Here is a 21065-nt window from a genome sequence, read left to right as displayed (position 1 = left end):
TCGCGGGCTTAAAAGGTCCGAACCCGACCGCAGCGCCGCGTCCGCCCCGAACGTGTACCCCGATCACGTCCCGCACAGATGGAATCCGGGGAAACGTTAACCGCCTCGCGTCGCCTACGTCGCCCATGGACCTGTCGGGGGTGCGCCGCCACGCGCCGCAGTCGCTCGCCGGGCGGCGCGAGGCGGCCGTGTTGGCGCCGGTGATCGCGCGCGACGGCGACGCCCACCTGCTGTTCACCAAGCGCGCCGCGCACCTCGGCGAGCACCCCGGACAGATGAGCTTCCCCGGGGGCGGCCGCGAGCCGATCGACCGGACGCTGACGGACACCGCGCTGCGCGAGGCCGACGAGGAGGTCGGGATGCGGTCGTCGGAGGTCGACGTGATCGGCCGGCTCGACGACACGCGCACCTCGTCGCAGTACGCGGTCCGGCCGTTCGTCGGCGTCGCACCCGACCGCGAGTACGCCCCGGATGAGTCGGAGGTCGCGGAGGTGGCGGTCCTCCCGGTCGACGCGCTCACCGACCCCGCGAACTACGAGTCGGAACGCCGCGTCGACCACCCGGAGTACGGCGACCACCGCGTCCACTACTTCCACGTCGGCGGCTACACCGTCTGGGGCGTGACGGGCCGGATGGTGGTACAGCTACTGGAGCGGACGACCGACTGGCGCGCGCCCGCCGAGCCCGACCGCGTGGTCGGGGCGGACGCCGAGCTCCCGATTTAGCCATTCGTGGACGACGGCGTGGCCGGCCGCGTCACTCGGCGGGCTCGACTTCGAGCCGCAGCGTGAGGTCGGCCCCGTCGGCCAGCGCGGCGACGAGGTCGCGGTCGAGGTCGGCGGCGGCGCCGTCGCCGTCGACGAGGATCGTCCGCTCGTCGTCCGTGTAGTCGCTCGTCCGACCGACCATCGAGCGGTCGTCGAGCAGCGCGAGGTCCGGGTCGCCTCGGCCGGTGATCGTCTGTTCGAACGTCTCGTCGTCGCCCGCGTCGACGACGAGCGTCGCCTCGATCGTCGCGTCCGCGTCCCGACACGCCTCGCGGAACTCGGCCGAAAAGTCTCGGGGGGTCCGGTCGGCCTCGACACCGACGATACAGTCGCCGGCGGGCGTGAGCCAGTCGTCGGTCGTGAGTTCGAACGTGCTCGCGTGCTCGGCGGAGACGTGCTCGTGGCCCGTCGCGCGGACGACTTCGACGCGGGTGTCGTCGACGTCGCGCTCGCCGTCGTCGAGGGCGTCGCCCGCGGCGGGCTCGCTCGGGGCGTCTGCGTCGCTCATGCTCGCCGGTCGGCCGCGGCGCGACAAGTGGCCGTCGCTTCGGCGGCGAAGGCGGAGCCCGGGACTCCCGCCTCAGACGTCGGCGCCCTCGGCGAGCGCCGGGACGAGCCGGGCGGGGTTCTTCGCCAGCACGCGACGCATCAGGTCCTCGGAGACGTCGAGCGTGAGCACCTCCATCACGCCGACGTTCGGGTGGACGTCGGGCGCGCCGGAGCCGAAGAGGACGCGGTCGGGGTGTTCCAACACGCCGCGTTCGAGCACCTCTCGGTAGCGCACGGCGCTCGTGTCGACGTACACCCGGTCGTACTCGTCGAGCAGGTCCAGCGTCTCGTTCATCAGGTCGGCGTCCAGCGGGTAGCCGCCGAAGCTCCCCAGCACGACCGGCAGGTCGTAGTCCAGCAGCTCCGTCTCGACCGCCTCGGGCGGGAATTTCCGGCCGGCGTGGACGAAGAGCGGGAGGTCGGCGTCCTCCAGCCGCGTCAGCACGTCCTCGTTCGGCAGCCCGTCGACGTGGGGGGCCAGCGTGAAGCCGTGGAAGCGGTCGTCGTAGGAGTACTGCTCGACGTCGTCCGGCCGGGCGTGGTGGTCGCCGCGCTCGGCGCGGAGGTTCCGGACCACCGACACGGGCCCGGTCCCCGGGTCGCGGGGGCCGTTGAGCCGGGCGAACGCGACGAACGGGCGGTCGATCGACAGGCGCGCGACCGCGTTGTTCGCGCGGAGGTAGCTCCGCCCGGCGGCGCGCTGGCCGGGGCTCGCGACCGCGCGGACGATCCCGGCCTGGAGCATTTCCCGTTCCAGTCGCTCCGGCGAGATGTCCCGCCCGTGGGTGGCGACCGACGACTCGTCGGGGTCGAGGGTCGCGCGGGTGTCGACGATCCGGAAGTCGTGTTCGAGCCCGAGCATGGCCGCTCTCTACCCGTCCGTCTCGGGCGATCCGGATGTGCCTGTCGGTCGCACGGCGGCGGGCGACGGGGGCCGAGGCACGCGACGCCGTCGCACGCGGAGCCAAGGCTGAAGACTCCTCGCCACGCCGAGCCGACATGGAACTCGTCGAAGCCGACGAGGGTGACCTCGGCGCGCTCGCCGACAGGTGGTACGACCTCGCGACGGCGATGGAGGCGTACTCGTCGCTGAACGAGATACGCCACGAGGACGCCGGGGCGGTCGCGGACGACGGCTTCCGCGCGCACCTCGACGACCCGTCGGTGACCGACTACCTCGTCGCCGTCGACGGCGAGACGGTCGGGTTCACCACCCTCGAAACGGGCACCCGGCCCGCCCGAGAGCGGGGCCGGTACCTCGATATCGTGAACCTCGAAATCGACGCGGAACACCGGAACGAGGGGTACGGCACCGCGGTCGTCGAGCGGGTCGAGGAGTTGGCCCGCGAGGCGGACCGCGACTACCTCACCGTCTCCTGCGAGTGGGGCAACGACGGCGCGCGGCGCTTCTACCGGGACGCGGGCTTCGAGCCCAAGCAGGTGACGTACGCGCGGTCGGTGGAGTGAAGCGAGGGGGCGATGCGCCCACCGACGCCCGCCGCGGTCCCGATTAGGGTCCGGCGGTCGAGACGATCTTCACCACGTCGCCTTCGGTCAGCTCGTGGTCCTCGCCGATCCGGCGCGAAGCGCGCGCGTCGACCGCGTGGAGGTACCCTTCGCCGATGTCCGAGTGGACCGCGTACGCGAGGTCCCGCGGGGTCGACCCCGCGGGCAGGAGGAACGCGTCCGGGAGGACGTTGCCCGTGCCGTCCGTCCACTTGCCGGCGTCCTGGACTGGGTAGGCCGTGATCCGGTCGAGCAGGTCGTAGACGGCCGCGTTCAGCGCCGACTGAACGCCCGTTCCGTCGTGGGCCGTCATCGACTCGCGGAGGGCGTCGAGGCCGGCGCGCTGGTCGTCGGAGACGTCGCCGACGATCTCGAACGACTCGTCGCCCGGGTCGTAGTCGACGACGCCGGCGTCGGCGGCGCGGCGCAGTGCCAGTTCTCCGTCGGCGGTCGCCGGGACCACGGGCTTGTCCGTCCCCTCGCGGATCCGCTCGACCGCGTCGTCGGGGGCCGCGTCGACCTTGTTCGCGACGACGACGATGGGCTTGGTGCGCCGGCGGACCGCCCGCGCGAGCGCCTCGCGGTCGTCGTCGGTCCACGCCTTCGGATCGTCGGGGTACTCCAAGCCGCGCAGCACCGCGGTCACGTCCCGCTCGGTCGCGCCGAAGCCGGTGAGCATGTCCGAGAGCGCGGCTTCGAGGTCGAAGTCCGGCGAGCGCGACTTCCGCTCGACGCTCTCCCAGTTGCGGTCGACGATGCCGGCGAGCCACAGGTCCATCTCCTCCTCGACGAAGTCCACGTCGTCGAGGGGGTCGTGGCTCCCGACCTCGACCGGTTCGCCTTCGGCGTTCGTGGCCCCCGAGGCGTCGACGACGTTCAGGACGACGTCCGCGTTCGTCAGTTCGTCGAGGAACTGGTTGCCGAGGCCCTTCCCCTCGTGCGCGCCGGGGACCAGTCCCGCCACGTCGAGCAGTTCGATCGGGACGTAGCGCTTCCCGTCGCGACAGTTCTCGTTCCCGCAGCGCTCGTCGCGGTCGAGACACGGGCAGCGCGTCCGGACGTGGGTCACCCCGCGGTTGGCGTCGATGGTCGTGAACGGGTAGTTCGCGACGTCGACGTCGGCCATCGTGGCGGCGGTGTAGAAGGTGGACTTGCCGGCGTTCGGCTTGCCCGCGAGCGCGACCGTGAGCATACCCGACGGTCGCGGCCCCGCGAAAAGCGCCTTTCGGTCGGGCGCGGAGACGTATCGAATATGAGCCGGTCCGATGGTGCGGTGGCGCGCGCCTCCGAGCGCCAATGGGGCGCGAGGAGCGCGTGCGAGGTCGCCGGCGCTACGCGCCGGCTGCCAGAGGGACCGACGGTCCCTCGCTGGTGTCGGGCGGCCGGAGCGAAGCGGCGGCCGGCCGACGCGGCTGGGGCTTTGGCGGCAGTCCCCGTCGACTCGCTGGCCGTGTCTCACGAAGGATGGAACTTCAAGCGGCTTTACTGCCGCCGTCAGGTCGAAAATCTACTTCCGCGCGACTATCCGCAGCACGTCCTCGTCCGCCAGCTCGTGGCTCTTCCCGACCTGCTGGTCGTCGTGCTTGGCGCTCTCGCCCGAGACGCGCGCGAACTTGAACCGCTCGTCGAGTTCGCCGCCCAGCTTCGTACAGGCGTCGCCGACGGTGTCGCCCTCGAAGAGGATGAGCGGCTCCTCGTAGTCCACGCCGCGCCCCGGCTTGTCCATATAAATCCGAATAACCCCGAGTTCCTCCCAGAGCCGCTCTTTGAGCCCGTCGAGGCCGAGCTCCTTCTCGGCCGAGATGAAGAGCACGTCGTCGGGGTCGAGGTCGCGGTCGCGGAGTTCCTCCTTCACGGTCGGCAGGTAGCTCTTTTCGATGAGGTCCGCCTTGTTGACGGTGACCATCGAGGGGAGGTACTCGCGGTTGTCCATCACGGCGTCGACGAGCTCGTCGATCGTGAGGTCGTGGGGGATGGTGACCTTCGCGTTGACGTAGCCGTACTCGCGGAGGACCTGCTTGATCGTCTCCTCGTCGAGGCTCACGTCGTCGCTCATCGTCACGCCGAGCCCGTCCTTGTGGGTCTTCCGGATGTTGATGTTCGGCGGGTCGGTGTCGAGGCGGATGTTCGTCGCGTACAGCTCCTCGCGCAGGCGGTCGTACTGCTCGATCTCGAAGACCGAGAGCATGAACACGACCAGGTCCGCGGTCCGGACGACCGAGAGGACCTCCTTCCCGCCGCCGCGGCCGCCCGCCGCGCCCTCGATCAGCCCCGGCACGTCGAGGATCTGGATGTTCGCGCCGCGGTACTGCAGCATGCCCGGATTGACGTCGAGGGTCGTGAACTCGTAGGAGCCGACCTCGCTGTCGGCGTTGGTGAGGGCGTTGATGAGGGTCGACTTGCCGACGCTCGGGAACCCGACCAAGGCCACCGTGGCGTCGCCGTGCTTCTCGACCGCGTAGCCGTGGCCGCCGCCGGCGGAGGACTGGTTCTCCAGCTTCTCCTTTTTTTCCGCGAGCTTCGCCTTCAGGCGCCCGATGTGGGCCTCCGTGGCCTTGTTGTAGGGCGTGTTGGCGATCTCCTCGCGGAGGTCTTCGATTTCCTCCTCCAGTCCCATTACCCGTCTCTCGGCCGCTCGGCTCGTTAAAGGTGTTCCTTCGGATCGCCGGGCTGTCGTCGGGTCGCCGCCGCGAATCGAATCCCCCGACAGCGGTCCGCGAACGGGGGCGTCGCCGCCGAACGAGTGGTTGGCGCGCCGATACTTCGACACGGTTATATCGACGACGAATAATCACTCGGCACGCCGAATGCCAGATCCGTCGAGCCTCCGCGACAGTACGCAGATCGTCCTCCCGCGCCACGCGCTCGACGGCCACCGGGAGTGCCTCGAAGACCGGTTCACGGTCACCGTCGTCGAGACGGCGGAACGGTACCGGATCATCGGCAGCCCGGTCGAAATCAAGGCCGCGAGCGACTACCTCACGCGCAACGGCGTCGCCGTCGCGTGACGCGCTCCCGACGACGCCTCTCTCCCCTCCTTCTGCCCCGTCCGGAGCGTTGAAGTCGCCGCTCGCCGAGACCCCGGACGATGGTCACCCGTCGGACGGTCCTCGCCTCCGGCGTCGCCGGAGTCAGCGCGGTCGCCGGCTGTGCGGGGGGCTCCTCGCCCGCGAACGCTGACGACCGCGGCGGAGCCGACGCGGGCGGCACCGACGGCGACGCCGGAAACGGAACCGCCGCCCGAATCGGCCTCGTCGGCGACCTGATGCTCGGACGGAGCGTCGCCAACCGCTGGGCGGATGCCGACGATCCGACGGCGGTTTGGGGGTCGACGCTCCCGCGGCTCCGCGACCTCGACGCGCTCGTCGGCAACTTGGAGTGTTGCGTCTCCGACCGCGGCGACCGCTGGCCGGACAAGACGTACTACTTCCGGTCGCCGCCGTCGTTCGCGGTGCCCACGCTGGAGGCGGCGGGGGCGTCGTTCGTCTCGCTCGCCAACAACCACGTCCTCGACTACCGGGAGCCGGCCCTCCGCGACACTCGGCGGCACCTCGCCGACGCCGGAATCGCCCGTGCGGGCGCCGGCGAAAACGCCGCCGGGGCGCTCGCCCCAGCGACGTTCGAGGCGGGCGACCTCACCGTGGCCGCGTTCGGCCTCACCGACCAGTCCGCGGCGTTCGCGGCGACCGACGCCGACCCGGGTACGGCGTTCGCGCGGCTCGACCCCGGCGTGCGCGAGACGCGCGCTCTCGTCGGCGACGCACTCGACCGCGTCGCCGAGGCGGACCCGGACCTCGTCGTTGCCTCGCTCCACTGGGGCGCGAACTGGGAGACCGAACCGCGCGCGGTCCACGAGCGATTCGGGCGCTGGCTCGTCGAACTCGGCGTCGACGTCGTCCACGGCCACAGCGCGCACGTCCTCCAGGGCGTCGAGGTACATGATGGGTCTCCGATCGTCTACGACGCCGGCGACTTCGTCGACGACTACGTCAGCTACCGCGACCGGGAGGGGGTGTACAACAAGCGGAGCGCGCTCTTCGAACTCGTCGTCCGCGACGGGGACCTCGTCGCCCTCGACGTCGTCCCGACCCAAATCGCCGACGAGGCCGCGGCGCTGGCGGACGACGAGGTCGCCGAGTGGGTCCGAGAGACGGTCGCCGAGCGCTCCGCGGCGTTCGGGACCGCGGTCGAGGGGCTCGGCGGCGAACTGCTCGACGGCCGCCTGCGGATCCCGCTGGGCGACGGGTAGCCGGCCCCTCTCCGGACCGCTGGACCGCTACACCCCCGGACCGCTACATCACCGGACCGCCAATCGCCGCGCCTCCGACGGCTTCCGGATCCCCACGACGGCTGCTGGGGTCCAAACCCTATTGGGTCCGATACCCCAATGGGAGCCGTGACGAACACCAACCGCGAGTGGCTTCTCGCCGAGCGGCCGACCGGCGAGCCCGATCAGGACAGCTTCGAACTGCGCGAGACAGACGTTCCCTCGCCCGCACCGGGCGAACTGCTCGTCCGCATCCGGTACCTCTCGGTCGACCCGTACATGCGCGGCCGGATGCGCGACGCCGAGTCGTATGCCGAGCCGTGGGACGTGGGCGACGCGCTCAGAGGCGGCGTCGTCGGCGAGGTGGTCGAGAGCGAGAGCGACGCGTACGAGGCGGGCGACCTCGTGACGGGCGAGGGGCGCTGGGCCGACTACGCGACGCTCGACGCCGACGACGTCGCCCCGGTCGACCCGGCGATCGCCGACCCCGAGGCGTACCTCGGCGTCCTCGGCATGCCCGGGCGGACCGCCTACTTCGGCCTCCTCGAAGTCGGCGAGCCGAAGCCCGGCGACACGGTCGTCGTCTCCGGGGCGGCGGGCGCGGTCGGCTCGGTCGTCGGACAGATCGCGAAGCGCAACGGCTGCCGCGTGGTCGGGTTCGCCGGCAGCAACGAGAAGACCGCGTGGCTCACCGAGGACTTGGGCTTCGACGCCGCGATCAACTATAAGACGACGGACGACTACCGCGCCGCGCTCGACGAGGCTGCGCCCGACGGGGTCGACGTCTACTTCGACAACGTCGGCGGACCGATCACCGACGCGGTGTTCACGAGACTGAACATCGACGCGCGGGTCGCGGTCTGCGGGCAGATCGCCCATTACAACGACGAGTCGGTCCCGACCGGACCACGGAAGCTCCCGCAGCTGATCCCGGTGCGAGCGAAGGTCGAGGGACTGCTCGTCGGCGACTTCGCGACGCGGTTCGGCGAGGCGAGCGAGCGACTCGCCCACTGGGTCGCGAGCGGCGACCTCGAACACCGCGAGAGCGTCGTGGACGGGCTGGGGAACGCCCCGGACGCGTTCCTCGGACTGTTCTCCGGCGACAACATCGGCAAGCAGGTCGTGCGGGTGTCGTCGCCGGACGACGAGTAGCGACCGCACCGAGGCCGTCAGAGCCGGTCGAGGGCCTCGTCCAGGTCGAACTGCTCCGTCGATTCGCTGAACTCCTTCTGTTCTCCGTCGCTCTCCGACGCCGGCGTGACGAGGCGCACGAGGTCGTGGTCTATCGAGTCCGCGGTCACGGTCGCGTCGAAGCGCTCGCGCTCGGTCGCCGGTCCCGAGAACGGTTCGACGCGCTCGACGCCGTCGACCGAACACGCCACGGCGCGACACACCGCCTCGCGGAGGCGGTCGGTCGTCCCCCACCCCGACGGCGGCACGCGCGGCAGCGCTCGGTCCCGGAACCGCCACGTCTCGATCGCCAACTCCGCGTCGTGAGGGGCCATTACCGCTGGTACGCGTACCGCGGACAAGTGGGTTTTGCCGGGTCGGACCGACGGTGTCGACGCGTGACCCGTCTCCCAAACCGCGACGGGGCCGCGGCCGTCCGGATCCGTGGACTCACTCCTCGAACGCCGTCGGGTCGAAGGGGTCGGACGCCTTCCAGTACCCCGAGAAAGCCTGGTCCGCCCACTCGCGCACCGCCGGATCGTCGGTGTGGAGGGACGCCCGGAGGATGCCCCCGTCGTCGCGGACGAGCAGGTACACGGTGTCATCGGCGACGGTGACCGCGACGGGGACCTCCTCGCGACGGACGCGGATCTCCGCGTCGTCGCTCTCCGCCAGCGTTCGAAGCCGCCTCCAGAGGACGTCGTCTGCCGCGAGCGCCTCGATGGCGCCGGCCGAGAGCACCGCCTCGAACGTCTGCTCGCCCGCGGCCACCCGGTCCCGGGCCGTCGCGAGGCTCTGTTCGTTGAGCGTGTGTGAGAACGCGCGCAGCGTCGTCGCCCCCGCCATCGCGTCGAGGACGCGCTGGAGCGGCGCGCTCGGTCGCGTCCGCGTCGGAACGGTCACGGTCGCGTCGGCGAGACGGCGGAGGTCGAACCCGAGTTCGGCCGTCGGCAGGTACGCCACCACGTCCCGCAGTTTGGCCTCCGTCTCGAGGAGGGCGACGAGCTCTTCGACGCCCTCGGCCACCAACTCCCCGGTCGCGGTGGCGACGTACTCTTCACCGTCGCGGCTGACCCACGACCGGTCGGCGAAGTCCTCGAGGATCCGACCGAGGGTCGCTTGCGACGCCCCCGTGGCGGTCGCGAGGTCCGCCCGCGTCTGCGGCGCCGACGCCAACAGCTGTAACACCTCGACGCGGTTCGTCGAGCGGGCGAGGAACTCGATCTCCTCGAGCGGGGCCTCCATGCGCGATCAAGCGTCCACCGGAATAAACCGGCTTCGCTCACCGTTGAGGTTTCACGCCGTGAGCGATCGGCACGACGTGTTGCGCGTTTCCCGTCGTGGAATATTTTCCGGATTTCGTTATAGGTCTCCGACTGTTACATCTGTTTGTGCCGAGAAGCTCGTTCCAATCCGATCGTTCGTTCGACAATTTAACGCGGGTGTCGCAGTAACGTGTTCACCAGACGCACCGGCGCCCTGCTCTCCGTCTCGGCCCTCCTCTTCGGTGGCACCTTCGTCGCGGCGAAGGCCGGGTTGGCACACCTCCCGCCGCTGTTCTTCGTCGCCGTCCGGTTCGACATCGGCGCAGTCGTCCTCGCGGTGTTCGCAGCGACGCGACTCTCGCGGGCGGAACTGCGCCCCCGAACCGTCGGCGACGTCGCCGGTATCGTCGCGACGGGCGTGCTTGTCATCGGGCTGACGAACGCCCTGCTGTTCGTCGGACAACAGTACGTGACGAGCGGCGTGGCCGCCGTCGTCTTCAGCCTGAATCCGATCCTGACGCCGGTGTTCGCCGCGGTCCTGCTCGGCGAGGACGGCCTCTCGGTCCGCGGGTTCGTCGGGATGGGCCTCGGACTGTTCGGCGTCGCCCTCGTCGCCGATCCCGACCCTTCGGCGCTGCTCGCCGGCGGCCTCGGCGTCCCGCTGCTCTTCGCGGCCGCCGTGACGAGCGCGCTCGGCGCCGTGCTGATCCGCCGGGCCGACGCGACGCTGTCAAGCACTGCCCGCACCGTCTGGGGAGTCCCTCTGGCGGCCGCCCTCTCGCACGCGCTAAGCATCGGCGCCGGGGAGTCCGTCTCCGGGCTGTCGGTGCCGCCCGTCGCGATCGCGGCGCTGCTGTACGTCGGCGTCTTCTCCGGGGCGATCGCGTACCTCGCGTACTTCGCGCTGATCGACGAGACCGACGCGACGCGCGCGAACCTCCTGTTCTACTTCGTCCCCGTCGTCTCCGCGGTCGGCGGCTGGGCGCTGCTCGGAGAGACGCTCTCGGTGCGGTCGCTCGCCGGCTTCGGCGTCATCTTCGTCGGGTTCCTCCTCGTGAGCGGGCTCTCCGCGGCCCCGTCCCGGCTCCTCCGTCAGGTGGTCCCGGCTCGGTTCGCGGACGACGGCCCGCTGTGAACCGCGGCTGAACGTCGTAAACGGCGATCGCAGTTCACCGGAAACGACGGTACAGCTATCTCCTCGCGAAACGTATCAGTAGTATGAACAAATTGCGACTGGTCGCCGTCGCCGTCGTCGGGACCCTCGTCGCGGTCGCCGCCGCGTACGCGATCTTCGCCGGGGTGCTGATCGGCGCCGACGTGGCGTCGTACACCTCGGACGGCGTGACCGTGTCGGATCTCGCGTACGAGGACGCGCTGGACGGGGCCGACGCGGCCGGCTACGAGGTCGAGCGCGTCGGATCGAGCGGCTTCCACCCGGCCGGGATCGACGAGCTCGACGCCGACCTCGGTCCCGGGTACGAGGCGTTCAGAGTCACGTACGACCACGCGTCGGCGACCCGACTGTGGGCGACGTTCCACGCCGAGGAGGGGATCACCGTCGTGACGCTGTTCCCGGACGACGCCGACGGCGACCTCACCGTCGACGACCTGCCGCCCGAGGAGTGGCTCGTCGACCGGCTCGCGCTGCTGTTCGAGATGGACGAGGCGACCGCCGCGGCGTACGTCGAGGAGATCGAAACGGCGGTCAGCACGGGCGACCCGACCGAGCCCGGAGCGAGCACGCCGAGCGTCGAGGTCGACGAGCCGGTCGCCTTCCGGACCGCCTACGACGACCTGACGGCGCGCGCGACGACCGTCAATGCGACCTCCACGCCCGGGTCGGGCTGGCACGAGCGCGTCTATCACGCTGGCGACGAGCGGCTCGGCAGCGCCGAGTTCGTCCTCTCCCGCGCGACCGTGACGCGCGAGGTCGACGGCTACACCTACCGCGTTCACGTCGACTACCACGGCGGCGTGGCGGTCGACGCCCAGACGCGCGCAACCCGGACGTTCGAGGAAGACGCCGTCCGCGCCGCCTTCCGAGAAATGTTCGTTGAGATGGGGGTCCCGCCCGAGACGGCCGACCACCTCCAGTTCTTGTATCGGGGAAGCGTGTGGTGAGCGCCGCCGCTTCGCTCGGTATCAAGTAAAACTACGTCGGACTGCTCTCCTCGCGAAGTGCTCGGAGACGAATGCGCGGGACCGGATTCGAACCTCAGTCACTCCGCTTCTCTTCGTTCCCTGCTTCGAATTTTCGGAGCGATACGTCTCCTCGCGAAGTGCTCGGAGACGAATGCGCGGGACCGGATTCGAACCGGCGGACCCCTACGGGATAGCGTCCTAAGCGCTACGCCTTTGGCCTGGCTCGGCAACCCGCGCGCGGTAACTCGTAGACCGGCTACGTCAAAAATACCTGTCGTTACGGGTTCGAGGGATGCGACCGCCGCGGGACGACGGCGACCGGTCAGAACGACGGCTCGTCCCGCGGGTGTCGCAGGTCGATCTCGTTCGCGTGAACCGTCCCCGGCGTCGTCGCAATATCGTGGATTCGCTCGGCGATCTGGTCGGGGTCCATCCAACGGTCGTGGTCCGGATACCGATCGCGGAGCGACGGCTTGTCGATCCAGCCGTCGACGATCAGGTGAACCGCCTGTACGTCGGCCTCTCCGAGCCCCGGGTCGGCGGCGAGAGAGCGAACGAGCCCGCGGGTCCCGTGGCGCGCCGCCGCGTAGGCGACGTCCTCGGACGGGCGCCGAGACTGGCCGGAGCTGGTCACGACGACGGTTCCACCCCCTCCGTCGACCATGTCGTCGACCGCCTCGCGAAGGCACCGGAACGCGCCGCGCAGACGCGTGTCGATCACGTCGCGGAACCCGGCCGGATCCACGTCTACGATCCCGCCGCCGGCGGACGGGGACCCGCTGGTGAACACCAAGCGGTCGACCGGCGAGAAGGCGTCTCGAACGGTTTCGAATGCCGATGCGACCGCCGTCGGGTCGGCGATGTCCGTCTCGACCGGCAGGGTAGTGCCGGGCGTCTCCGCCTGAATCTCGTCGGCGGTCGACGAGAGGTAGTCGCTCGACCTAGCGAACAGCGCGACATCGTCGCCGTCGGCGGCGAACCGGCGGGCCACGGAGGATCCCAGCCCCGGACCGACTCCCGCGACGACGGTCGTGCGTGTCATACACACGCTTCGTCCGGGAGCCGCTAATGGCTTGTCTCGCGCACCGCGGGCAGCGTCCCGCGTCCGCGGGACGCCGCGGGGGCCAGCTATCGCGTCGACGCGGCTACCGACGCGACGCGGCCAAGCGACGGCGGGGCGGACCGCGGCCTCACTCGCAGAACTCGCAGTCGCAGTACGCCTCGCAGACGGGGTTGTCGCAGTCGGCGTTGCGGGCCGAGCAGTGTGCCCGGCCGTGCCGGATCAGGAGGACGTGGAGCGGGTAGATCAGCTCGTCGGGAACGCGTTCGTCCAACACGTCGTGGGCGCGCTCGTTCGACGCCGACTCCGGGACGAGCCCGAACCGCTTCGAGACGCGCTCGACGTGGGTGTCGACCGCCATCGTCGGCTTCCCGAAGTGGAAGTTCAACACGACGCTGGCGGTCTTCGGCCCGACGCCCTTGATCTCGGTGAGCCACGCCTTCGCCTCCTCGGTCGGCAGCGCGTCGAGGAACGCCAGCGAGTACGCCCCGCCGGTCTCCTCGCGGATCGCGGTCAGCGCGCGCTGGATGCGCGCGGCCTTCTGGTCCGGGAGGCCCGCGACGCGGATCGTTTCCCGCAGCTCCTCGTGGTCGGCGGCCTCGATCGCCGCGAAGTCGTCGTACCGGTCGAACAGCGCCTCCGACGCGCGCCGCGTGTTCTCGTCGGCGACGTTCTGCGAGAGGATCGTCGTCACCAGCTGTCGGACGCCCTCGCCCGGCTCGGCGGTGGGGTCCGCGCCGTGTTCGGCGACTCGGTCGACCGGCTCGTACAGCGCCACGAGGTCGTCGTGGAGCGCTCGGACCCGCATCTCGTCCCACGTCTGCGTCGACATACGCGCGCTACGTGTGCGGGCGACTTCAGGGCGGCGGCCGCGCTCGGGAGTGGCCGCCCCCGGTCCGGGGCACGCGATCGCCGTCGGCTCCGCGGAGCGGCGCCGGTACCGGTGCGGTGACCGCGGCCGTTTATGTTCCTCGCTCGACTACCCCGGGGCGTGTACCGGGCGAGCGACCGAGTCGACAACGAAGCGTGGATCGAACTGGTCGAGGAGGCGTGCGACTCGCTCGATTTGGACGCGGAGACGCGCTCGACCGCGGTCGACCTCTTCCTCTCGCGAGCGCCCGACGACGACCGGGGGAAGCGCGTCGCGGCCGCCGCAAGCCTCTACGCCGCCAGTCTGATCCGCGGCGAGGAGCGCTCGCAGTCCGCCGTCGCCGACGCGATGGACGTCTCGCGGCTCTCGGTTCAAAAGCGGTGGAAGCCGATCCTCGAAGACGCCGGCTTCTCGCCGCCGTCGTGGTGACCCCTCAAAAAGCACTCCTGACGTCGCTGTCGCGGAATGTCTGCGGACTGATCGCCAGCGACAGATTTATTTTCTAACGTAAAGTCTCCTTTACTGTAAAGCGAGATTTACATCGGCGCCCGCTCGCTTTACCTCCACCCATGAGCGAACACACGACCTCCGCGACGACCCGGCCCTCCTCACGGAAACGCTACAAACGCATCGCGTACGGTCTGCTCGGCGCCGGTATCCTCGCCCTGTGGATCGGTATCGCGGTCGACCGCTTCGTCCTCGGCGTGGCCCTGTATTGGGCCGGCGGCCTCGGCATGGGGCTCGTCCAGCGGTTCAGCCCCGTCGAACTGTACGACGAGCGCGACGGCACCATCAGCCGCAAGGCCAGCCAGACAACGATGAACGGCTTCGCATACGTCTTCGTCCTCGGGACGCCCGGCGGACTCGCATTACAGGAGAGCGGCCTCGTCACGCTCCCGGGCGAGTTCTACGGCGCGACCTGGATCCTCTTCGGGGTCTTCGTCGTGTTCGACGCGTCCCATCTCTACTACAAGCGGCGCGCATGAGAAACGACATCCCTGACAAACGCACCGAGACCGACGAGAGCCAGGCCGACCTCGCCGCCGCCGTCGGGGTCACCCGCCAGACGATCAACGCGATCGAACGCGAGCGCTACGACCCGTCGCTGGAGCTGGCGTTCGCGCTCGCGGATCACTTCGACTGCCGGATCGAGGACGTCTTCGAGCCGGATGACTGATCACTTCGGCGTCGCCACGACGCCGAGGTGGTCCTCGTGGAACCGGTCGAGCCGCCGCGTCTCGACGATCTCGTACGCCTCCCGGAGCCGGTCGAGCGCCCCCTCGAACACCGCCTCCGGCGCCGCAGTCACGTCCTCGCTGCGCGCCTTGATCGCGAGCAGCAGCCGCCCGTCGTCGGCGAGGAACCGAGCGTTGCGGGCGGCCACCTCGGCCTGCCCGCGCGTGGCCACGTCCTGAACGACGGCGTCGACGTCGCGCTCGACGACGTGCGCGTACGTCTCCGGCTTCCGCGCGTCCTTGAGCAGCGGGAACAGTCGGTCGCGCGGCGCGGCGGCGTCGAGCAGGTCCCGCGCCGGGCGCGGCGCGAACTCGACCGCGTAGGTGGGGCCCGCGAAGTCGGCGACGTGGCTCACCGTGGTGCCGCTCGCGGCGCCGAGGTAGAGGACGGTCTCGCCGCCAGTCAGGCCGGTCTCCAGCCCGAGTTCGAGCATCCCCCCGAGCTTCGACCGTTCTGGGTCCCACGCGCGCCAGCCGTCGGCGGTCGGCTCGCCGTACACCGGCTCGCCGCGGGTCGCCAACCGCTCCTCGCCGGCTATCTCACGCCGTTCGACGCCGTCAGGGAGGGTCGGCTCACTCATCGCCGGCCTCCGCGGCATCCGGCTCGTCGGTGTCCGCCCGCGCTCGGATCGTCGCCATCCGCTCGCGGAGGTCGGCGTGGAGCTGCGACCGCCGCTCTCCGGCGTAGTGGTCGGCGCGCGCCGCGAGCGTCAGCTTCCCGGCGAGTGCCCGCGCGGCCGAGCCGCGGTCAGCCGGTCGGGTGCCGCGGACGTACTCGTGCGTGTAGATGATCCCGTGCTTCGGGGACGGCGCCCGCCCCGAGAGGTGCGCGAACAGCGCGTCCTCGGCGCCGAGGACCTGGACCGTGCCGGACGGCTTCTTCGCGAGCGACTCTAACCCGCCGGCGAGCGCGATCAGCCGCGCGGCCAGCTCCGGGCCGGCCATCTCGGAGAGGTTTGGGGCGACGGCGGGCGCAGTCCGACCGATCGTCTCCGCGAGCTCGGCCCGCTCGTCGTCGAGTTCGGCGGCGCGCGCCGCGAGCGAGACGGCCCGCCGCTCGACTTCGCTCTCGGGTTCGCGCGCCGCGACCGCTCGCGCTCCCTCGATCCCCGGCTCGACCTCGTCGAAGAGGCTCCCCGCCCACTCGACGGCGCGCTCGGCGAGCTCGTTCGCGGTGCGCTCGACGTCGTCCATGGCCCGGACCGCGTGGATCAGCTGCGCGTCGTCGGCGCGCTCCCGCTCGCGGACCGCCTCGCGGGTCGCGCGCGTCGCCGCGGCCTTGAGCCGGTCGTAGTACTCGTCGGCGTCGGCCGCGAACCCGGACTCGACGGCGCGTACGGGCCAGTCGGCGGGCGACGCGGCCGTCCCCTCGCGCACCCGCGCCGCGGCTCTCGCCGCGGCGTCGCTCTCGGTATCGGTATCTTCGGTCGCGCCCGACGGTAGCGCTTCGAACCAGCCCTCCGCGCCGTCGGACGCCGCGCTCGCGTCCGGTCCGGCGTCGGTGTCGCTCATTGCCGGCGGCTACTCGCCCCGACGGTATAGACGTTCCCGATGCGACCCGCGGCCGCTCGCCCTACGGACCGCGCCACAGGGCCTCGCTCACGCCGCCGCGTCGGCCTCGTCGTCCTCGTCGGGGCGGAGCGCGCCGAAGACACCCTCCGAGTCTGACCGGAAGTCGGCGAGCGTCGCGCCCGCGAGCGCGCCGAGCGCACCGCCGCTGGACGCCGCCTGTCTACTGATCAGTCCGCCGACCGCGGCGCCGACGGCCGCGCCGACCGCGGCGAGCGTCGCCCGTGAGAGTGCGCGTCGAATCCGTGATCCCATGCGCGGAACGTCTACATCAACTTACAAAAGCCTACGGACGAGTCTCCCGCGCCCCCGGCGAGTCCGAGAGAAGACTCCGTTCGGACCCGGCTCGACCTCCGATCGACCGGTTCGAAACAGCAAAATCGCGGGTTAGCGAGGGGTTAACGGCGTAACACTTATTAACTACCGATATATGTCATCGGAACATGACGTCAGATCGTGACAACAGGTCTCACAGCACAAGCAACGGATCGACCTCGACCGGCCGGCGCGTGAGTCGGCGGGCCTACATCGCCGGCGCGGGCGCCGCCGGCGTGGCGGCCCTCGCCGGATGTAGCGGCGGCGACGGCGGTGACGGTGGCGACGGCGGCGACGGCGGGAGCATGGGCGGCGGCGGCACGACCACGATCAACATCATCACGTGGGAGGAGTACGCCGAGATGCAGGAGAACATCGAGTCCACGCTCGACGGGGTGGAGCTGAACATCACGCCCTCGACGTCGTCGACGGAGATGTTCTCGCAGTGGAGCGCGGGCCAGGACGAGCAGTTCGACATCGCCGTTCCGAACAACAACCTCGTCCCGCGGTTCATGGACGCCGACCTCGTCGCGCCGGTGAACAACGACGTGGTGAACAACTTCGGCTCGATGTACGACCGGTTCCAGTCGTTCGTCGACGACCAGTTCACGGAGAGCGGGAACGCGTATGGCGTGCCGATCCGCTTCGGCTGGTACGGCTACTCCTACGACTCCCGGAGCGTGCCGGACCACGAGCCGAGCTACGACATCTTGTTCGAGCCGGATTACGTCGACGCCGACCTCGACGGCGAGATCATCATGTACGACGAGGCGGCGAAGTCGATCCCGGCCGCGGCGCTGTACCTCGGCATGGACGACGCCATGTCCGGGGCGCGGATGACGTTTACCGAAGAGCAGCTCACGGAGATCCAGGAACTGCTCATCGAGCAGAAGCCGCGGCTCCAGGGGTACATCGCCCCCGACCCGACGTTCATCCAGGAGTTCCGCCAGGGCAACTTCCTCGTCGGGCACAGCGGACGGAACGAGACCGTCCAGATGCGCAGCGAGGGCGACGACTGGGTCGAGTTCGTCGCCCCGAGAGAGGGCGCGCTGGCGTGGTACGAGACCGCGGTCGTCTCCGCCGCCTCCGACAACCAGGAGACCGCCTGGGAGGTCATCAACGAGTTCATCACGCCCCAGAACGGCGCGGCGCTCGCGGAGGCCGGCTTCTCGCCCAGCACGAACCCCAACGTGGCCGACGAGCTGACCGAGGAGCAGAACGAGCTGTACGGGCGGATCGACCCCTCGCGCCTCGAGGGGATGTACTCGCTCAAGGACATCGACTCGGACGTCGAGGAGGCGTACGTCTCCGCGTGGGAAGAGGTCAAGGCGGCATAGATGGCCGCAGACGAGCCGGACGAGAGCGCGCGGGCGAGGGCGGTGAGGCTGCTGAGCGGACCACGCAGTCGGCTCGGCGTCACGGTCGGTCCCAGCGTAGCGTGGATACTCACCCTGCTCGTCGCGCCGCTGGCGTTCATGGTCGCCGTGAGCTTCTTCGAGGTCAGCTCGTTGACGTACCAGATCGTCTACGAGCCGACGCTGAACAACTACCGCTCCCTGTTCGACGGCGGCGGCGCGATCTGGAACACCCCGTTCGTCACGGCGCTGTGGCTCTCGTACGTCATCGCCACCGTGACGACGCTTTTGTGTCTCACGCTCGCGTTCCCGCTGGCGTACCTGCTGGCACGGAGCGGCGGGCGGCTGTTCAAAGTCGTCATCTTCTTCGTCCTCCTGCCGTTCTTCACGATGTACCTCGTCCGGGCGTACTCGTGGGTCCTGATGTTCGGTCCGGGCGGCGTGATCAACAGCACGCTCATGAGCTGGGGGCTGATCGACGCCCCGCTCGGGATATTCAACTACGGTGTCCCGGCGATCATCGTCGGGCTCACCCACGCGTACTTCCCGTACATGCTTCTGACGCTGTACGCGAGCCTCGACGGCCTCGACTTCTCGATCATCGAGGCCGCCCGCGACCTTGGCGCGTCGCGGGTCGAGGTGCTCCGCGACCACGTGATCCCGCTCACGCTTCCGGGGATCATCGGCGGGAGCCTCTTCGTCTTCGTCCCGAGCGTCGGCGCGTTCATTACGCCGACGTTCCTCGGGCAGGGCAAGGTCCAGATGATCGGCATGCTCATCGAGAGCCGGGTCGCCGGGACCTACTCGATCGGGTACGCAAGCGCGGCGTCGATGTTCGTGCTCGTCTCGATCGTGGGCGCGATGATCCTCGCGTTCCGGTACGTGAGCATCGAGGAACTGGGGGGTGCCTGAGATGGCGACCGAGACGTCCGAGTCGACAGAGACGGCGGGGGCGACCGAGCGGCTTGTCGGGCACCAGACGGTCGAACGGCTCCTCGGCACCTCGCTGTACGTCGTCTCCGGCCTGTTGCTCCTCTTTTTGTGGGTGCCGCTCGCGATCATCATCTTCCTCGCGTTCGCGGAGAACGCCGTGACGATCTTCCCGTTCGAGGGCCTGACGCTCGACAACTTTCGGCTGGCGCTCCGTAGCGACTCAATGCGCGCCTCGCTCGCGGGCAGTTTCACCATCGCGACGGTGGCGGCATCGGTCGCGACGGTGCTCGGCGTGCTGGCCAGCTTCGCGCTGACCCGCTACCGGTTCCGCCTCCGAGAGGTGTACCGGACCTTCGGGATCATCCCGATGGTGATCCCCGGCATCATCCTCGGCGTGGCGCTCCGGATCTACTTCCAGAACCTCCTCGGTATCCTACCGGGGTTCGCCACGGTGGTGCTGGCCCACTCGCTGTACGGCCTCCCGTTCGTGCTCCTCATCGTCTCCGCCCGGCTGTACACCTTCGACGAGTCGCTAGAGGAGGCGGCCCGAGACCTCGGCGCGGACCCGCTGACCGTGTTCCGGGACGTGACGCTCCCGGTGATCGCCCCGGCCGTCGGAGCGGGGTTCCTGTTCGCGTGGATCCGGTCGTTCGAGGACTACATCCGCGCGCTGTTCCTCACCGGGCCCAACACGGACGTGCTGACGATCTGGATGTTCAGCCGGATCCGACAGCTCGACGCGCCGGAGCTCAACGCCGTCTCCGCGCTCATCGTCTTCGGGATCGCGATCGCGCTGGCGGTCGCGATGAACGTCGGCAACGTGACCGGTTACGTCGCCGGCACGGTCACCGAAGAGGAGGGGTGAGGCCCCGGGCGAGCGGACCCGGTTTCTCCCCCGCCTCGTCGACCTGCGTTCACACTGAAGCGGGGAATCGACGGTGTGAGTAGCCAGATCAAAACACCGTTGGCGCGCCGTCGACCACGTCGAGCCCGACGTCGGCGCCGGTGTCGACCGCCGACTCGCGGCCCTGAATCACCACCTGAAGCTCGCCCACGTCCCCGTGGGGGTCGACGAGGTAGTTCGTCTGGTCGCCCTGGAAGTACCGCTCGACGACGGTGCCGTGTAGGGCGCCGTCCCCGTTCGCGATGGTGAAGTCCTCCGGGCGGATCGAGACGGTGACCTCACCGGTCCGGTTCGGGGCCGGCACGCCGAACCCGCCCTCGCCGCCGATCTCCGCGACGGTCGTTCCGTCCCGCTCCGCGGTCCGCGCGTCGATGAGGTTCGTGTCGCCGATGAAGTCCGCGACGAACTCCGAGGCGGGCTCGCGGTAGATCTCCTCCGGTGGACCGATCTGCTCGATGTGGCCGTCGTTCATCACGGCGATCCGGTCGCTGAGCGTCATCGCGACCTCCTGGTCGTGGGTCACGTAGAAGAAGCCGCCCTGCGTCTGCTTGTGGATCCGGCGGAGTTCGACCTGCATCTGCTTCCGGAGCTTCCGGTCGAGGCTGGAGAGCGGTTCGTCGAGCAGCAGCACCGCTGGCTCGTTGACCAGCGCCCGGGCGAGCGCGACGCGCTGCTGTTGGCCGCCCGAGAGCTCCGTCGGGTTGCGGTCCTCGAACCCGTCGAGGTCGACGAGCTCGAGGTACTCAGAGACGCGCTCCGACCGCTCGCTGGCGTCGACGCCCGCCTTTGCGAGCCCGTAGCCCACGTTCTCTCCCACGCTCATGTGCGGGAAAAGCGAGAGCTGTTGGAACACGAGGTTCGTGTCGCGCGCCTCCGGGGGAACCGATCCCATCGACCGACCGTCGATCCGGACCTCGCCCTCGGTCGGGTGCTCGAAGCCGCAGATCATCCGGAGCGTCGTCGTCTTCCCGCAGCCCGACGGGCCGACGAGCGTGAAGAACTCGCCCTTTCGAACGGAGAAGTCGATGCCGCCGACCGCGGTGAGGTCGCCGAACCGCTTCGTCACCTCGTCGAGCTCGACCAATGTGTTCCCCGTTGTCATGTGCCACTCGTCCCGACAGCAGCTATATCAATCTATCGCCGGACGGGACCGCGAA

At 69.9% G+C, this 21065-nt stretch carries 25 protein-coding genes and 1 tRNA gene; 13 read left to right on the top strand and 13 right to left on the bottom strand.

What is annotated here, in order from left to right; all coding sequences use genetic code 11:
- Nucleotides 1-125: 125 nt before the first annotated feature.
- Nucleotides 126-725 carry a CoA pyrophosphatase gene (locus EXE41_RS13600; RefSeq protein ID WP_137691295.1) on the top strand — a complete coding sequence of 200 codons (600 nt, stop codon included), beginning with the start codon at nt 126-128 and terminating at the stop codon, nt 723-725.
- A 31-nt stretch (nt 726-756) separates the two neighbouring features.
- Here the strand turns inward: EXE41_RS13600 and EXE41_RS13595 are convergent, their stop codons facing one another.
- Together EXE41_RS13595 and EXE41_RS13590 are read right to left on the bottom strand one after the other, a co-directional pair.
- Complete coding sequence (locus EXE41_RS13595; protein ID WP_137691294.1) at nt 757-1275, bottom strand: DUF371 domain-containing protein; 519 nt, start codon at nt 1273-1275, stop codon at nt 757-759.
- A gap of 72 nt (nt 1276-1347) precedes the next feature.
- Nucleotides 1348-2178, bottom strand: coding sequence for an amidohydrolase family protein (locus EXE41_RS13590; protein WP_049932825.1), 831 nt, complete (start codon nt 2176-2178; stop codon nt 1348-1350).
- A 137-nt stretch (nt 2179-2315) separates the two neighbouring features.
- On the opposite strand from EXE41_RS13590, the gene EXE41_RS13585 reads away from it, so the two are divergent.
- Nucleotides 2316-2783 (top strand): GNAT family N-acetyltransferase, encoded by a 468-nt coding sequence (locus tag EXE41_RS13585; RefSeq protein WP_089307856.1) that lies wholly within the window; start codon nt 2316-2318, stop codon nt 2781-2783.
- Nucleotides 2784-2826: 43 nt separating this feature from the next.
- Here the strand turns inward: EXE41_RS13585 and EXE41_RS13580 are convergent, their stop codons facing one another.
- Both EXE41_RS13580 and EXE41_RS13575 read right to left on the bottom strand, forming a co-directional pair.
- Nucleotides 2827-4014 (bottom strand): redox-regulated ATPase YchF, encoded by a 1188-nt coding sequence (locus EXE41_RS13580; RefSeq protein ID WP_137691293.1) that lies wholly within the window; start codon nt 4012-4014, stop codon nt 2827-2829.
- A gap of 315 nt (nt 4015-4329) precedes the next feature.
- Entirely contained in the window at nt 4330-5439 is a 1110-nt protein-coding gene (locus tag EXE41_RS13575) for a GTP-binding protein (RefSeq protein ID WP_049932822.1), read from the bottom strand.
- A gap of 190 nt (nt 5440-5629) precedes the next feature.
- Here EXE41_RS13575 and EXE41_RS13570 point away from each other — a divergent pair, with 190 nt between their 5' ends.
- The 3 genes from EXE41_RS13570 to EXE41_RS13560 all read left to right on the top strand — a co-directional run bounded on the left by EXE41_RS13570 (nt 5630) and on the right by EXE41_RS13560 (nt 8241).
- A complete protein-coding gene (locus EXE41_RS13570) occupies nt 5630-5830 on the top strand; it encodes a hypothetical protein (RefSeq protein WP_049932821.1) in 201 nt (66 codons plus the stop codon).
- An 80-nt stretch (nt 5831-5910) separates the two neighbouring features.
- A complete protein-coding gene (locus tag EXE41_RS13565; protein ID WP_137691292.1) occupies nt 5911-7071 on the top strand; it encodes a CapA family protein in 1161 nt (386 codons plus the stop codon).
- A gap of 147 nt (nt 7072-7218) precedes the next feature.
- Entirely contained in the window at nt 7219-8241 is a 1023-nt protein-coding gene (locus EXE41_RS13560) for an NADP-dependent oxidoreductase (protein ID WP_137691291.1), read from the top strand.
- Nucleotides 8242-8258: 17 nt separating this feature from the next.
- On the opposite strand, the gene EXE41_RS13555 is transcribed toward EXE41_RS13560, so the two are convergent.
- Nucleotides 8259-8594 carry a hypothetical protein gene (locus EXE41_RS13555; RefSeq protein ID WP_049932818.1) on the bottom strand — a complete coding sequence of 112 codons (336 nt, stop codon included), beginning with the start codon at nt 8592-8594 and terminating at the stop codon, nt 8259-8261.
- A gap of 115 nt (nt 8595-8709) precedes the next feature.
- Nucleotides 8710-9504 carry a winged helix-turn-helix domain-containing protein gene (locus EXE41_RS13550; RefSeq protein WP_086216633.1) on the bottom strand — a complete coding sequence of 265 codons (795 nt, stop codon included), beginning with the start codon at nt 9502-9504 and terminating at the stop codon, nt 8710-8712.
- A 210-nt stretch (nt 9505-9714) separates the two neighbouring features.
- Here EXE41_RS13550 and EXE41_RS13545 point away from each other — a divergent pair, with 210 nt between their 5' ends.
- Together EXE41_RS13545 and EXE41_RS13540 are read left to right on the top strand one after the other, a co-directional pair.
- Entirely contained in the window at nt 9715-10659 is a 945-nt protein-coding gene (locus EXE41_RS13545) for a DMT family transporter (RefSeq protein ID WP_137691290.1), read from the top strand.
- 83 nt (nt 10660-10742) lie between these two features.
- Complete coding sequence (locus EXE41_RS13540; protein ID WP_137691289.1) at nt 10743-11645, top strand: hypothetical protein; 903 nt, start codon at nt 10743-10745, stop codon at nt 11643-11645.
- 173 nt (nt 11646-11818) lie between these two features.
- Here EXE41_RS13540 and EXE41_RS13535 read toward each other — a convergent pair.
- The 3 genes from EXE41_RS13535 to nth all read right to left on the bottom strand — a co-directional run bounded on the left by EXE41_RS13535 (nt 11819) and on the right by nth (nt 13558).
- Nucleotides 11819-11903: transfer RNA gene (locus EXE41_RS13535), tRNA-Leu, on the bottom strand.
- Between the two features lie 85 nt (nt 11904-11988).
- Nucleotides 11989-12708 (bottom strand): SDR family NAD(P)-dependent oxidoreductase, encoded by a 720-nt coding sequence (locus EXE41_RS13530; RefSeq protein ID WP_137691288.1) that lies wholly within the window; start codon nt 12706-12708, stop codon nt 11989-11991.
- Between the two features lie 148 nt (nt 12709-12856).
- Nucleotides 12857-13558, bottom strand: coding sequence for an endonuclease III (gene nth / locus EXE41_RS13525; RefSeq protein ID WP_049932813.1), 702 nt, complete (start codon nt 13556-13558; stop codon nt 12857-12859).
- 159 nt (nt 13559-13717) lie between these two features.
- Here nth and EXE41_RS13520 point away from each other — a divergent pair, with 159 nt between their 5' ends.
- From EXE41_RS13520 to EXE41_RS13510, 3 genes are all read left to right on the top strand, one after another.
- Nucleotides 13718-14026 carry a cyclin gene (locus tag EXE41_RS13520; protein ID WP_049932812.1) on the top strand — a complete coding sequence of 103 codons (309 nt, stop codon included), beginning with the start codon at nt 13718-13720 and terminating at the stop codon, nt 14024-14026.
- 140 nt (nt 14027-14166) lie between these two features.
- Nucleotides 14167-14583, top strand: a complete 417-nt coding sequence (locus EXE41_RS13515; protein ID WP_137691287.1) for a DUF2178 domain-containing protein — start codon at nt 14167-14169, stop codon at nt 14581-14583.
- A complete protein-coding gene (locus EXE41_RS13510) occupies nt 14580-14774 on the top strand; it encodes a helix-turn-helix transcriptional regulator (RefSeq protein ID WP_086217005.1) in 195 nt (64 codons plus the stop codon). Before EXE41_RS13515 ends, EXE41_RS13510 begins: the two co-directional genes overlap by 4 nt.
- On the opposite strand, the gene EXE41_RS13505 is transcribed toward EXE41_RS13510, so the two are convergent.
- From EXE41_RS13505 to EXE41_RS13495, 3 genes are all read right to left on the bottom strand, one after another.
- Nucleotides 14775-15413 (bottom strand): fibrillarin-like rRNA/tRNA 2'-O-methyltransferase, encoded by a 639-nt coding sequence (locus EXE41_RS13505; RefSeq protein ID WP_049932809.1) that lies wholly within the window; start codon nt 15411-15413, stop codon nt 14775-14777.
- Nucleotides 15406-16344, bottom strand: coding sequence for an NOP5/NOP56 family protein (locus EXE41_RS13500; protein WP_137691286.1), 939 nt, complete (start codon nt 16342-16344; stop codon nt 15406-15408). Before EXE41_RS13500 ends, EXE41_RS13505 begins: the two co-directional genes overlap by 8 nt.
- Nucleotides 16345-16431: 87 nt before the next feature.
- Nucleotides 16432-16656 carry a glycine zipper domain-containing protein gene (locus tag EXE41_RS13495; protein WP_089307845.1) on the bottom strand — a complete coding sequence of 75 codons (225 nt, stop codon included), beginning with the start codon at nt 16654-16656 and terminating at the stop codon, nt 16432-16434.
- A 188-nt stretch (nt 16657-16844) separates the two neighbouring features.
- On the opposite strand from EXE41_RS13495, the gene EXE41_RS13490 reads away from it, so the two are divergent.
- From EXE41_RS13490 to EXE41_RS13480, 3 genes are read left to right on the top strand one after another with little or no spacing between them, the layout of a single operon-like run.
- On the top strand, nt 16845-18053 hold the full coding sequence (locus EXE41_RS13490; protein WP_137691285.1) for a PotD/PotF family extracellular solute-binding protein: 1209 nt from the start codon (nt 16845-16847) through the stop codon (nt 18051-18053).
- Complete coding sequence (locus EXE41_RS13485) at nt 18054-18983, top strand: ABC transporter permease (protein WP_137691284.1); 930 nt, start codon at nt 18054-18056, stop codon at nt 18981-18983.
- A gap of 1 nt (nt 18984) precedes the next feature.
- Nucleotides 18985-19869: an ABC transporter permease gene (locus EXE41_RS13480; protein ID WP_049932804.1), complete on the top strand. Its 885-nt coding sequence runs from the start codon at nt 18985-18987 to the stop codon at nt 19867-19869.
- 88 nt (nt 19870-19957) lie between these two features.
- Here EXE41_RS13480 and EXE41_RS13475 read toward each other — a convergent pair whose 3' ends face one another.
- Nucleotides 19958-21010, bottom strand: coding sequence for an ABC transporter ATP-binding protein (locus EXE41_RS13475; protein ID WP_137691283.1), 1053 nt, complete (start codon nt 21008-21010; stop codon nt 19958-19960).
- Between the last annotated feature and the right edge of the window lie 55 nt (nt 21011-21065).

This window comes from Halorubrum sp. SD690R (assembly GCF_005435035.1).
Lineage (GTDB): Archaea > Halobacteriota > Halobacteria > Halobacteriales > Haloferacaceae > Halorubrum > Halorubrum ezzemoulense.
Note: the sequence above shows the minus strand (reverse complement) of the source record. Positions and strands in the feature narration are given on the sequence as shown.

What these genes read in the sequence shown, in the direction of transcription:
- EXE41_RS13580 (WP_137691293.1), bottom strand. Translation starts at nt 4,014, where the DNA reads ATGCTCACGGTCGCGCTCGCGGGCAAGCCGAACGCCGGCAAGTCCACC.
- EXE41_RS13475 (WP_137691283.1), bottom strand. Translation starts at nt 21,010, where the DNA reads ATGACAACGGGGAACACATTGGTCGAGCTCGACGAGGTGACGAAGCGG.
- EXE41_RS13600 (WP_137691295.1), top strand. Translation starts at nt 126, where the DNA reads ATGGACCTGTCGGGGGTGCGCCGCCACGCGCCGCAGTCGCTCGCCGGG.
- EXE41_RS13540 (WP_137691289.1), top strand. Translation starts at nt 10,743, where the DNA reads ATGAACAAATTGCGACTGGTCGCCGTCGCCGTCGTCGGGACCCTCGTC.
- EXE41_RS13505 (WP_049932809.1), bottom strand. Translation starts at nt 15,413, where the DNA reads ATGAGTGAGCCGACCCTCCCTGACGGCGTCGAACGGCGTGAGATAGCC.
- EXE41_RS13590 (WP_049932825.1), bottom strand. Translation starts at nt 2,178, where the DNA reads ATGCTCGGGCTCGAACACGACTTCCGGATCGTCGACACCCGCGCGACC.
- EXE41_RS13575 (WP_049932822.1), bottom strand. Translation starts at nt 5,439, where the DNA reads ATGGGACTGGAGGAGGAAATCGAAGACCTCCGCGAGGAGATCGCCAAC.
- EXE41_RS13490 (WP_137691285.1), top strand. Translation starts at nt 16,845, where the DNA reads ATGACGTCAGATCGTGACAACAGGTCTCACAGCACAAGCAACGGATCG.
- EXE41_RS13530 (WP_137691288.1), bottom strand. Translation starts at nt 12,708, where the DNA reads ATGACACGCACGACCGTCGTCGCGGGAGTCGGTCCGGGGCTGGGATCC.
- EXE41_RS13585 (WP_089307856.1), top strand. Translation starts at nt 2,316, where the DNA reads ATGGAACTCGTCGAAGCCGACGAGGGTGACCTCGGCGCGCTCGCCGAC.
- EXE41_RS13550 (WP_086216633.1), bottom strand. Translation starts at nt 9,504, where the DNA reads ATGGAGGCCCCGCTCGAGGAGATCGAGTTCCTCGCCCGCTCGACGAAC.
- EXE41_RS13495 (WP_089307845.1), bottom strand. Translation starts at nt 16,656, where the DNA reads ATGGGATCACGGATTCGACGCGCACTCTCACGGGCGACGCTCGCCGCG.
- EXE41_RS13565 (WP_137691292.1), top strand. Translation starts at nt 5,911, where the DNA reads ATGGTCACCCGTCGGACGGTCCTCGCCTCCGGCGTCGCCGGAGTCAGC.
- EXE41_RS13515 (WP_137691287.1), top strand. Translation starts at nt 14,167, where the DNA reads ATGAGCGAACACACGACCTCCGCGACGACCCGGCCCTCCTCACGGAAA.
- EXE41_RS13485 (WP_137691284.1), top strand. Translation starts at nt 18,054, where the DNA reads ATGGCCGCAGACGAGCCGGACGAGAGCGCGCGGGCGAGGGCGGTGAGG.
- nth (WP_049932813.1), bottom strand. Translation starts at nt 13,558, where the DNA reads ATGTCGACGCAGACGTGGGACGAGATGCGGGTCCGAGCGCTCCACGAC.
- EXE41_RS13555 (WP_049932818.1), bottom strand. Translation starts at nt 8,594, where the DNA reads ATGGCCCCTCACGACGCGGAGTTGGCGATCGAGACGTGGCGGTTCCGG.
- EXE41_RS13500 (WP_137691286.1), bottom strand. Translation starts at nt 16,344, where the DNA reads ATGAGCGACACCGACGCCGGACCGGACGCGAGCGCGGCGTCCGACGGC.
- EXE41_RS13595 (WP_137691294.1), bottom strand. Translation starts at nt 1,275, where the DNA reads ATGAGCGACGCAGACGCCCCGAGCGAGCCCGCCGCGGGCGACGCCCTC.
- EXE41_RS13510 (WP_086217005.1), top strand. Translation starts at nt 14,580, where the DNA reads ATGAGAAACGACATCCCTGACAAACGCACCGAGACCGACGAGAGCCAG.
- EXE41_RS13570 (WP_049932821.1), top strand. Translation starts at nt 5,630, where the DNA reads ATGCCAGATCCGTCGAGCCTCCGCGACAGTACGCAGATCGTCCTCCCG.
- EXE41_RS13480 (WP_049932804.1), top strand. Translation starts at nt 18,985, where the DNA reads ATGGCGACCGAGACGTCCGAGTCGACAGAGACGGCGGGGGCGACCGAG.